The 10,716-nt window shown below is 70.6% G+C and carries 7 protein-coding genes; 2 read left to right on the top strand and 5 right to left on the bottom strand.

Features of this window, described 5'->3' with window-relative positions; genetic code table 11:
- Nucleotides 1-409: 409 nt before the first annotated feature.
- Complete coding sequence (locus tag AB0B35_RS32630) at nucleotides 410-1,978, bottom strand: M4 family metallopeptidase (protein ID WP_361052838.1); 1,569 nt, start codon at nucleotides 1,976-1,978, stop codon at nucleotides 410-412.
- A 114-nt stretch (nucleotides 1,979-2,092) separates the two neighbouring features.
- Nucleotides 2,093-3,472, bottom strand: coding sequence for a hypothetical protein (locus AB0B35_RS32635; RefSeq protein ID WP_361052841.1), 1,380 nt, complete (start codon nucleotides 3,470-3,472; stop codon nucleotides 2,093-2,095).
- Between the two features lie 180 nt (nucleotides 3,473-3,652).
- Here AB0B35_RS32635 and AB0B35_RS32640 point away from each other — a divergent pair, with 180 nt between their 5' ends.
- Entirely contained in the window at nucleotides 3,653-4,579 is a 927-nt protein-coding gene (locus tag AB0B35_RS32640) for a phosphatase PAP2 family protein (RefSeq protein ID WP_361053009.1), read from the top strand.
- Here the strand turns inward: AB0B35_RS32640 and AB0B35_RS32645 are convergent.
- The 3 genes from AB0B35_RS32645 to AB0B35_RS32655 are packed head-to-tail and all read right to left on the bottom strand — an operon-like array spanning nucleotide 4,548 to nucleotide 7,806.
- Entirely contained in the window at nucleotides 4,548-4,997 is a 450-nt protein-coding gene (locus AB0B35_RS32645) for a response regulator (protein WP_361052844.1), read from the bottom strand. The genes AB0B35_RS32640 and AB0B35_RS32645 overlap by 32 nt on opposite strands.
- Nucleotides 4,994-6,613 carry a CHASE3 domain-containing protein gene (locus tag AB0B35_RS32650; protein ID WP_361052847.1) on the bottom strand — a complete coding sequence of 540 codons (1,620 nt, stop codon included), beginning with the start codon at nucleotides 6,611-6,613 and terminating at the stop codon, nucleotides 4,994-4,996. The genes AB0B35_RS32645 and AB0B35_RS32650 overlap by 4 nt, the downstream gene beginning before the upstream one ends.
- The gene (locus AB0B35_RS32655; protein ID WP_361052850.1) at nucleotides 6,610-7,806 is read right to left on the bottom strand and encodes a fused response regulator/phosphatase; all 1,197 of its coding nucleotides are present in this window, start codon (nucleotides 7,804-7,806) and stop codon (nucleotides 6,610-6,612) included. The genes AB0B35_RS32650 and AB0B35_RS32655 overlap by 4 nt, the downstream gene beginning before the upstream one ends.
- Nucleotides 7,807-8,142: 336 nt before the next feature.
- On the opposite strand from AB0B35_RS32655, the gene AB0B35_RS32660 reads away from it, so the two are divergent.
- Nucleotides 8,143-10,626 carry a transglycosylase domain-containing protein gene (locus AB0B35_RS32660; RefSeq protein WP_361052852.1) on the top strand — a complete coding sequence of 828 codons (2,484 nt, stop codon included), beginning with the start codon at nucleotides 8,143-8,145 and terminating at the stop codon, nucleotides 10,624-10,626.
- Nucleotides 10,627-10,716 lie beyond the last annotated feature (90 nt).

Here is a 10,716-nt window from a genome sequence, read left to right on the forward strand (position 1 = left end):
CAGGCCATCCGATCACATGCCGGGGTCGCGTACGACATGTCCCGCCGGGCCACCGGATGCGGACCATCGACACGTCCGCCCTGGTCGCCTGGATATCCGCGCCTTGGTCGACGTGAATAAACGGGTGGCCTCGCCGACGTACTGCCGACAGTGCTGCGACGACGAGTGCCGGGCGGGCTCGCAAATCCATCTCCCAGCGGCTTGCGGGCCCGCCCTCCATTCGAGGTCCCGGTCTCGGCACGCAGCCCGCTGTCCTGGATCTCGACCTGCACCCGCGCCACGTACCCGTCTCCCCACGGATCGACTGGGGCGTGCAGGATCCAGCACGCGGGGCTTGGCGGAAAGTGCAGGTCGAGGGGCTCGGACATGCGCACAGGTTCGCGGGTGCCGGCTGCCGTGACTTGCTTGCTCACGGGCCGCCGCAGACCGTGACGCCTGCGACATTGACCGCCTTCCAGGCCGCCTGCACGGTCTTGTGCTCGATCGAGCAGCTGCCGTAGAGGTCGGCCGCCGCCGCCAGCGTGTACGCCCGCATGTTCGTGTACGTCGTGGTGGACACCGCGTACACGTTCAGCGCCCGGTACCAGATCTTCTCCGCCTTGGCCCGGCCGATGCCGACGACGTCGGCGACGTCGCCGCAGAGCGGGCTGTAGCCGTACGCGGTCGCGCCGGTGCCTTCGGCGAGGTTGAAGAAGAAGTGCTTGCCGACACCGGCCGACACGTGCGGTGGGGCCCCGGGGGTGCCCGGACCGAAGCAGCTGTGCGACGAGCCGTCCAGCGACGGGTCGAACAGGTTGCCGAACGGCTCGCCGGTGCCGAGGATGTCGGCCTCCTCGCCGATCAGGTAGTCGCCGGGGTCGCCGGGCGCGGCGGCGTAGAACTCGACCATCGCGCCCCAGATGTCGCTGCTGGCCTCGTCGATGCCGCCGGACTCGCCGCTGTAGACGAGCCCGACCAGGGCGTCGGTGTAGCCGTGGCCGAGTTCGTGGGCGAGGATGTCGATCGAGGTCAGCGGGTGGATGTTGCCGAGCCCGTCGCCGAAGGTGAGCTGCGTGCCGTCGTAGAAGGCGTTGACGTAGTTGTTGCCGTAGTGGACCCGCGACGTGATCCCGGCACCGGTCCCGGTGCGTCCGGAGCGGTTGTGCACGAACTTGAAGTAGTCGTAGGTCTTGGCCGAGGCGAAGTGGGCGTCGGCGGCGGCGCTGGCCCGGTCGGTGGTGGCGTAGTTGCCCCACAGGTTGTCGGCGTCGACGAAGAGCACGCACGGCCCGGAGGTGGTGTTGCGCATGTCGCAGGTGCGGTTGCCGCCGTGCGACGGATCGATCATCTGGTACGCGGTGCCCGACAGCGTGGTGTCGATGCGCACCGGTCCGGCGTAGATCGCCCGCCCGGTGCCGAGCACGGTCTTGACCTCGTCGTCCGTGGCGTAGACGGCACCGGTCGCGGCGTCGGCGAGCACGTGCAGCCGCGACGGCGTCTGCCCGTCGGGCGCCCAGCCGCGTACCACGGTCTCCCAGGCCAGGCGGCCGCCTGCGGCGGCGTCGACGACCAGCTGCGGCCTGCCGACGCCGGTGACGCTGCCGCTGAACGCGGCCTTGGCGGACCGGGCGGCGTCGGCGGCGCTCACCTGCGGCGTGAGCGCGGACGGCACGGCGACCCCGAGGCCCTCGGTGCCGGTGGCTCGATTGGCACGGTCGAGGTGCACGACGACGTCGCCGCCGCGCACGGGTAGCCCGCGCAGGGTGCGCCGCAGGCGTAGATGCGTGCGCCCGTCCGGGTCGGTGACGGTGCGCGTGACGGTGTACGCCCCGCCGTCCGGCGACGAGCCGTCGGGCCGTGCGCCGAGCGCGGCCAGCGCTGCCGTGGTGGAGTCGACGGCACGGCCGGGGTCGCCGGCCGCGCCCGCCGGACTCGTGATCGCCGCGGCCGTGGCGACCGCCAGGGCTGCGACGAGGGTCGTGGTGAGGGTGCGTCTCATGGAATTCCTCCCCAGAAGACATGACAGTGCCAGTGATGCACTGATGTCCTTGTATATCTGAGGCGTTCCGATGAGGACAGATAGATGTAAGGCAATTGATTGTGCGGATCGCCGCTAACGCCGTACCCGTTCGCGGATGGCGAGCAGCCCGAGTGCGAGCAGCAGCGGTGCGATCAGGCGCAGCACGAGCTCGATCCAGTCACCGGTCGGCGTGAGCGCCACGTCCGAGCCGCGCAGCAGTGTGGACGCGGCGCGCAGGGTGTAGCGCAGCGAGTCGGCGTACCCGGTGGGGGTCTGGAAGCCCCAGCGGGCCAGGGCGGCGCTCGCGGCGGCGACGACCACCCCGAGGGTCACGAAGGCCCGCCAGGCCCGCTGGCCGTAGCCGGACAGCAGCCAGTACAAGCACAGCAGCAGCCACTCGCCGAGGGTGCTCACCGCCGCCCGCCAGTCCCGGGCGTTCAGCCCGGCGCGCACGGCCCGGCGCAGGCCGATGCGGCGCATCTCCATCTCGCCGTAGTAGAAGTCGGACGCGGCCCGCTGGTCCTTGCGGTCCTGCATCATGCTGCGCAGCGCGTGGTAGTCGGCCTGCACGCTGTCCACCGAGGGAGCTTCGCGGCTGTCGTCGCCGGGCAGCGCCCACCGGGCGTGGCCGCGTACCCGGTGCTCGTCGGCGAGGGTGACGCGGTGGGTGACCCACAGGTCGCGGGGCGAGGTGCGCCAGCTGTGCCAGTCGTCGACGGTCAGCTTGTCCAGGTGGTGCGCGCCGGCGAAGGAGCACTCGGACAGGTCCACGTACGACAGCCGGAGCTGGCTCAGGTCGGTGCCGAGCGTGCGCCCGAGCACCGGCCGGTCCTGCATCCGCCAGGCCTCGACGGTCGAGGCCGCGGCGGCGATCGCGGACGGCCCGCCGAGGTCGACTTCGAGCAGGTCGAGGCGGGTCGGACCGGCGCAGGTGAGGCGTACGCCGCGGTGGAAGCCGGCCCGGTGCAGGTTGGCGCGGTCCACGTCGCCGAGTTCGATCAGGGCCCGGTGCTGGAACGTGGTGCGGCGCAGGTCGAGATGGGGTGTGCGCAGGCCGCTGACCTCGACGGAGCCGGCGAGCGTGGCGCGGGCCAGCGACACCGTGCCGGCGCAGGTGACGTCGGTGATCTCCACGTCGCGCTCGAAGCTCGCGTCCCGCATCCGCAGCAGGCCGCCGATGGCGAGCCCGGCGAACGCGACGTAGCCCTGCATCCCGGCGTCGTCGAAGATCGCGACTCCGCCGACCTCGACGTTCCTGATCCGCAGCGGTCCGCGGAACGTGGTGCCGGCGCACCTCAGGTCGCCGGTGATGGCCAGGTCGGCGAGCAGGACGTCGTCGAGCCGTCGGCCACTGAGGTCGAGGTCGGCGAGCACGCGGCGGCCCTGCTCGTCGGTCGGGCGGCTTTCGAGGTGGTGCGCCAGGCACCGGTCGTCGACGACGGCCTCATTCGAGCACTGTACGCAGTTCGCCACGGGCGCGACCCTAGCCCATGCCCGCGAACGATCCGCAGGCTGTCTGTCCATTGCGGATCCCGTGAAACAGTCGGAGATTTCCGCCCGATCTACCGTTAACAGCCCTATCGACCGTTTATTCGGGCCAATATTGCGTCGTTTTTTGCGTCGTTATTCGGGTACCGTCGAACCGTGGCCACCATGTACGACGCGGCCCGCTCCGCCGCTCGTGAACGCCGGGCGCAGGCCCGCGCGTACCGCCCGGTCGATGTGATCGTGCTGGTGTACCTGGCCGTGGTGGCGGTGCTCGTCACGGCGGGACACGACCAGGTCGAGCGCTGGTGGGCCTACCTGCTCGCCTATGCCGCGATGGCGGCGGCGGTGCTCGCGCTGGTCACCGCGCACGCGCGGCGACCGGATGTCGCGGCGCTGGCCGTGTTGCGGACGGCGTACCCGATCGTCCTCGCGCCGCTGGCGTACACGCTGGTGGGGCCGACCGTGCTGGTCGTGCGCGGCGGTTACCGCGACGCCGGGATGAACGCCTTCGACGCCGCGCTGTGGGGCGGGCAGCCTTCGCGGTGGCTGGACGGCCTCGTCTCGCGCCCGCTCACCGAGCTGATGTACGCCGCTTACATGAGTTACTACCTGTACATCGTCGTACCGCCGCTGCTGCTGATCCTGCGGCGGCGGCAGGCCGCGCTGGAACGGCTCGTGACCACGGTCGCCGCCGCGGTGTACACCTGCTACGTCGGCTTCCTGATACTGCCGGTGCTGGGACCGCGTCACTCGCCGGCCGGGCAGCTCCATCCGCCTGAGCTCACCGGCTACGTCCTGGCACCGGCACAGCAGTGGCTGATGGCGCACGCCGACCCGGTCGGCACCTGCTTCCCGTCGGCGCACGTCGCCGGGGCGTGGGCGGTCGTGCTGGTGGCCCGCCGGATCTGGGGGCGGCCCGTGTTCCGCCGCCTGCTGCTGCCGACGATCCTGCTCACGGTGTCGGTGGTGTACACGCGCTACCACTACACGGCCGACGCCGCCGCCGGGCTGGCGGTGGCGCTGGCCGCGGACGCCCTGGTGAGCAGGACCGGGCGGCGGGTCAGCGGCGGCTCGGCAGGCGCACCACGCTGACGAAGAAGTCGTCGATCTGCTTGACGACCGAGATGAAGCGCTCGAAGTCGACGGGCTTGGCGACGTACGCGTTGGCGTGCAGCTGGTAGCTGCGCAGCACGTCCTCCTCGGCCTGCGAGGTGGTCAGCACCACGACCGGGACGCGGCACAGCTCGGGGTCGTTCTTGATCTCGCGGAGCACCTCGCGTCCGTCGCGGCGCGGCAGATTGAGGTCCAGCAGGACCAGGTCGGGGGTGTTGGCCTCGGCGAACTCCCCCTCCTTGCGCAGGTAGGCCAGCGCCTCCACGCCGTCGCTGACGACGTGCAGGGTGTTGCGCATCTTGTACTCCTCGAACGCCTCCCGCGTCATGAGCACGTCGCCCGGGTCGTCCTCGACCAGCAGCACCTCGATGGGCCGGCCACCCTTGTCGTCCATCATGCGGTCAGCTCCTTGTGCTGGGTCGGCACGGCGGGCAGGGTCGCCGCGCCGGAGTTCTCGCTGATCGGCAGCGAGAACGTGATGGCCGCACCGGCGGTCCGGGTGTCGTCCACCCAGATGCGGCCGTCGTGATACTCCACGATCTTCTTGGCGATCGCCAATCCCATGCCGGTGCCCGGGTAGGCGTCCTTGGCGTGCAGCCGCTGGAAGATGATGAAGATCTTCTCGGCGAACTCGGCCTCGATGCCGATGCCGTTGTCGCTGACCGTGATGTCCCAGGAGTCGTCCGTGCGCACGGCGCTGACCTCGATGCGCACCGGCACGTCGGTGCGGCGGAACTTGAGCGAGTTGCCGACCAGGTTCGCCACCAAGGTCTCCAGCAGCGCTTCCTCACCCGCCACCGTCGGCAGGTCGTGCCAGGTGAGGGCGTCCGCGCCGTACTTCTCCTCGACGTTGAGCTGCTCGGCGACGTCACGCAGCACGGAGTCGAGCGAGACCTGCTGGAAGCCGCTGGTGTTGCGGCCGATCCGGGAGAAGGCCAGCAGGTCGTTGATCAGCCGCTGCATCCGCTGCGCGCCGTCGACCGCGAACAGGATGTACTGGTCGGCGCGCTCGTCGAGCTGCCCGGCGTAGCGGCGCTGCAGCAGCTGGCAGAAGCTGGCCACCTTGCGCAGCGGCTCCTGCAGGTCGTGCGAGGCGACGTAGGCGAACTGCTCCAGGTCCCGGTTCGAGCGCGTCAGCTCGGACGCCTGCAGCTGCAGCTGCTGGTTGATGACCTCGACGGCCTGCCGGGCCTCGCGGACCTCGCTCAGGTCGGCGGCGATCTGGCGGCGCATCGCGTCGATGTCGCGGCCCAGCCGTTCCAGTTCCGGCGAGCCAGCCCCGATGATCTCCGTCTCGTAGGCGCCGCCCGCGACATGGCGCACCTGCTCGGCGAGGCTCGTCACGGGGCGGCTGACCATGCGGTTGATGAGCATGACCAGGCTGGCGCCCATCACCAGCACCACCAGGCCGGCCGCGATGAGCAGCACGACGAGGTTCTCGCTGCCCGACTGCACGCTCGCCACGGCGGCGTTGCGCAGCGTGACGATCTCCTGCTGCAGCGTGGCGAGCTGCTCGCGCGCCCGGTCGAAACGCTCGCGGCCGCCGGACTCGTTGAGCAGCTGCTGCCCGGCCTGCGGACCCTGGTCACGGGTCGCGGTGATGCCCGGCTCGGCGACGGCGGATCGCCAGGTGGTCGCCGCCGCGCGGGCGCGCTCCAGCTGCGCGCGCACCCCCGGCTCGTCGGCCAGCAGCGGGATCATCGTCTCGTACAGCCGCTCCTCGGCCTCCCGGCCGGTGCGGTACGGACCGAGATCGGCCGGGTCGCCGCTGAGCGCGTACCCGCGCACGCCGGTCTCCTGGTCGACCAGGGCCGCGCCGAGCTGCTCGCCGGACAACCGCAGCACGCCGGTCTTGTTGAGCACCACGTCGAGCTGTTCCAGGTTCGCCGTGGCCAGCAGCGCGGCGCTGACCGCGAGCACGGCCAGCAGCGCGGCGGTCGTGGTGGCCAGCGCCGTCACCCGGGCGCGCAGCGACCAGGTCCGCGGGTGGGTGAACGTCATACCCTTGATCAAGAGTTCGGTTCCTTACTCAGCAGGACGATCGCGACGTCGTCGGCCAGCGGACCGCCGTTGAGCGTCTCGGCCGACTCGACCAGACTCGCCGGCAGCCGTTCCATGGTGTCACCGCGGCCGAGCCTGGTGGCGCACAGCCCGACCAGGCCCTCGTCACCGAGCCGGTCGGGGCTGTCGCCCAGCCGCCCCTCGACCAGCCCGTCGGTGTAGAGCAGCAGCGACCAGTCCTCGGGCAGGTCGACGTCGGCCCGCTCGCGGGGCGCGTCACCCACGCCGAGCAGCAGCCCGTACGGCACCTCGACCGGCACGGCCCGGCCGCCGGACAGCAGCAGCGGCGGCGGGTGCCCGGCCAGCCAGCACGACGCCCGCGCGGCGGCCAGGTCGATGCGCAGCACCGCCATCGTCGCGAAGGTGCTCGGATGGCTGCGCTCGCTGCGGAGCACCTGCTCCATCGCGGTCAGCGTCTGCTCGGGGGCCACCCCGGCCAGGGTCAGCGCCCGCCAGGCCACCCGCAGCTCGACGCCCAGCGCCGCGCCGTCGACGTCGTGGCCGCTCACATCGCCGATCATCACGTGCACCAGCTCCGGGCTGGTCTGCACCACGTCGAAGAAGTCCCCGCCGAGCAGCGCCTCGTAGCGGCCGGGCCGGTAGAAGGTGTGCACCGCCAGCCGGTCCGTGGTCATCAGCGGCTGGGGCAGCAGGCCGCGTTCCAGCCGGGCCGACTCGGCCTGGCGCAGCTCGACCTCGCGCAGCCGGCGCGCGTTCTCCTCGGCGTACTTGCGCTCGACGGCGTACTGCACCGAGCGCTCCAGCAGGGCCCCGTCGACCTGGCCTTTGACCAGGTAGTCCTGCGCGCCCTCCGCGACCGCGGTGATGCCGATGTGGGCGTCCTGCTGACCGGTGAGCACGCAGACCGCGGTGCCGGGCGCGGCGGCCAGCACCCGGCGCAGTCCGTCGATGCCCTGCGCGTCCGGTAGGCCCAGGTCCAACAGGATGCAGTCGACCTCACCCATCTGGTCCCGGGCATCACGCAGCGTGCGCGCGACGGTGAGCTGGATCGCCGCGTCCTGCTCGCGCAGCAGCTCCTCGACCAGGAACGCGTCGCCTTCGTCGTCCTCGACCAGCAGCACCCGCAACCGGGTCAGCCGAGCCGGACCTCGCGGCTGGGTCGGCACCGATGCAGCGGCGAACATGGATTCCCTATCGTCACGGCCGCAGGTCGGCGCTGAATACGGTTTCCTCCACCGCACTGCAGATCATGCCTGCGCCGAGCCGCTCCGCACAACTCAGGGCAGCGGGCCCTTGCCGAAGCGTTATCCCACCCCCAGCGGGTGTTCAGCCAGGTGGCCGCGCTTCGCCGACGACCCGCCGAAAGGCCTTGTGCCGCTTGCGCGGCAGGCTCATCCTCAAGGTAATCACGGGTGGCGCACGGACCTCTTGACGGCATGGCCGCACTGCCCGATGATCGCCCGATCTGAAGTGATTTGCGGGGGCTCGGGCCAACGCACCTGACCTGAGGCGGTGACCTGATGAGCTCGCGCTACCGCAACCCACTGGTCAACATCGCGTCCATGCTCGTCTGCGGCCTGCTCGCCGGGGTCGTCGTCGCCGCGGGGGTCTTCCCCGCGGTGGCGCTGTCCGGCATGGCCGCGGTCGTCGGCGGCGACGCCTTCGGCAAGCTGCCCGATGAGCTGATCGTCAAACGCTCGCCCCAGCTGAGTTACCTCTACGCGTCCGACGGCAAGACCCTGCTCGCCACGATGTACGACGAGAACCGGCGCGACCTGCCGCTGGCCGACGTGCCGCTGATCGTGCGCCAGGCCGTGCTCGCCGCGGAGGACCAGAAGTTCTACGAGCACAACGGCGTCGACATCAAGGGCATCGCCCGTGCCTACATCGCCAACAAGAAAGCCGGCGACGTGGAGCAGGGCGCCTCGACGCTGACCATGCAGTTCGTCCGGCTGTCCATCTCGTACTCGGCCGACACCGCGCAGGAGGTCGTCGACGCCACCGAGGACACCGCCAAACGCAAGATCCGCGAGATGCGCTACGCCATGGCCATCGAGCAGCGTATGACCAAGGACGACATCCTTGAGGGCTACCTCAACACCGCCTACTTCGGCAACCGGGCGTACGGCATCTTCGCCGCCGCGCAGGTTTACTTCGGCAAGGAGCCCAAGGCGCTGACCGCCGCCGAGGCCGCGTTCCTGGCCGCGTTGGTGAAGTTCCCCGGCGACTTCGACGTGATCAGCCTGAAGGGCCAGGCGCTCGCCGTCGCCCGGCGCGACTACGTGCTCGACGAGATGGCGGGGACCGGCGCGCTCACCGCGCAGCAGGGCGCGGTGGCCAAGAACGAGCCGCTGAAGGTGACCGGCAAGTTCACCCCGAACGGCTGCGTGCAGAGCACCAACATCAAGTGGGGCTTCTTCTGCGACTTCTTCCAGCGCTGGTGGAACCAGCAGCCGGTGTTCGGGGTCACCCCGTACGACCGTGAGCGCTCGCTGAAGTCGGGTGGCTTCCGTATCGTGACCTCGCTGGACCTCACCGCGCAGTCCGCGATGGACCGCGGCATCGACCGCTCGGTGAACAAGAACCCCGACCTGCCCGGCGGCAAGTGGAAGTACAAGTCCGACGCGGTCCTGCTGGCGGCCGTCGAGCCGGGCAGCGGCAAGGTGCGCGGGCTGGCCGCCAACCGCAACTTCCGGATCGACAGCAAGACCAAGCCGCAGAACGGCAAGGCGTCCAACCCGGCGCTGGCCCGCCGCGGCATCCGGGGCAGCTACCCGAACACCACCAACCCGCTGCTGACCGGCGGACCCGACATCGGCGGCTACCAGCCCGGCTCGGTCATGAAGATCTTCACCATGGTCGCGGCGCTGGAGCGGGGCTACCCGCTGTCCACGGTCATCAACACCCGCGCGCCGTACGTCTCCCGGACCCGGATCACCGGCACCCCGAACTGCGGCGGCTACTGGTGCCCGACCAACTCGGGCGGGCGCAACTTCGGCCCGCAGAACATGTGGAACGGCTTCGGCAGCTCCATCAACACGTTCTTCGTGCCGCTGTTCGAGATGACCGGCGGCGCGCGGGTCATCGACACCGCCAAGCGCATGGGCCTGACCTTCTACGACAACCCGCGCTCGACCCTCGACGACTACTACTACTCCACCCAGGCCGCCGACGGCTGGGGGCCGTTCACGCTCGGCGCGTCCGACCACACGCCGCTGCAGATCGCCAACGCGTTCGCCACCCTGGCCGCCGACGGCGTCTACTGCGAGCCGATCCCCGTCGAGTCGATCACCACCAGCAAGGGCGAGAAGCTGGCCGTCGGCGACCGGCGCTGCAAGCAGAACATCCCGGTGGACGTGGCCCGCGCCGCGATCGACGCGGCCCGGTGCCCGGTCGGCGACCGCTCGCTGTACGGCAAGTGCCAGGGCGCCACGGCCCGCGACTCCCGCGAGATCATCGGCAAGCACATCGCCGGCAAGACCGGCACCACCGACAACTCCAAGTCGGTGACGCTCACCATCACCACCAAGCAGCTGGCGATCTCCGGCTTCCAGACCGATCCCGACTGGGCGCAGGTCAACCATGCCATGTCGCACCGCGTCATCAACCCGGCGGTGCAGTACGCGCTGCGCGACGCGATGAAGGGCAAGGAGTCGATCCAGTTCCAGCGGCCCAGCAACCTGCGGCTGATCACCGGATCGCAGGTCGCCATCCCGGCGGTCAAGTGCCGCACGGTGCCGCAGGCCCGGTCGATCCTCACCGGCAAGGGCTTCAAGGTCGAGGTCGCGTCGAAGCAGGTCGACTCGGACTGCCCGAAGGGCACCGCGTCCGGCACGAACCCGTCGGGCCGCACCATCAAGAACGGCGTCGTGGTGATCGAGATCAGCAACGGCAGCAAGGTCAAGCCGAGCGCACCGCCCAGCCCGGCTCCGAGCCCCAGCAATCCGGGCAACGGGCCCAATCCACCGCCCCCGCCGCGGCTCGCGGCGATGTTCGACGGCTGAGAGTGCGGGCCGCTCACCCCAGCGGTTCTCCCGCAGATCCTTGATGAAGGCGCCGATGTCGGGACTCTGCACGACCACCAAACTACCCAC

Origin of the sequence: Catellatospora sp. NPDC049133, assembly GCF_040648455.1 — a bacterium.
Taxonomy (GTDB): domain Bacteria; phylum Actinomycetota; class Actinomycetes; order Mycobacteriales; family Micromonosporaceae; genus Catellatospora; species Catellatospora aurea.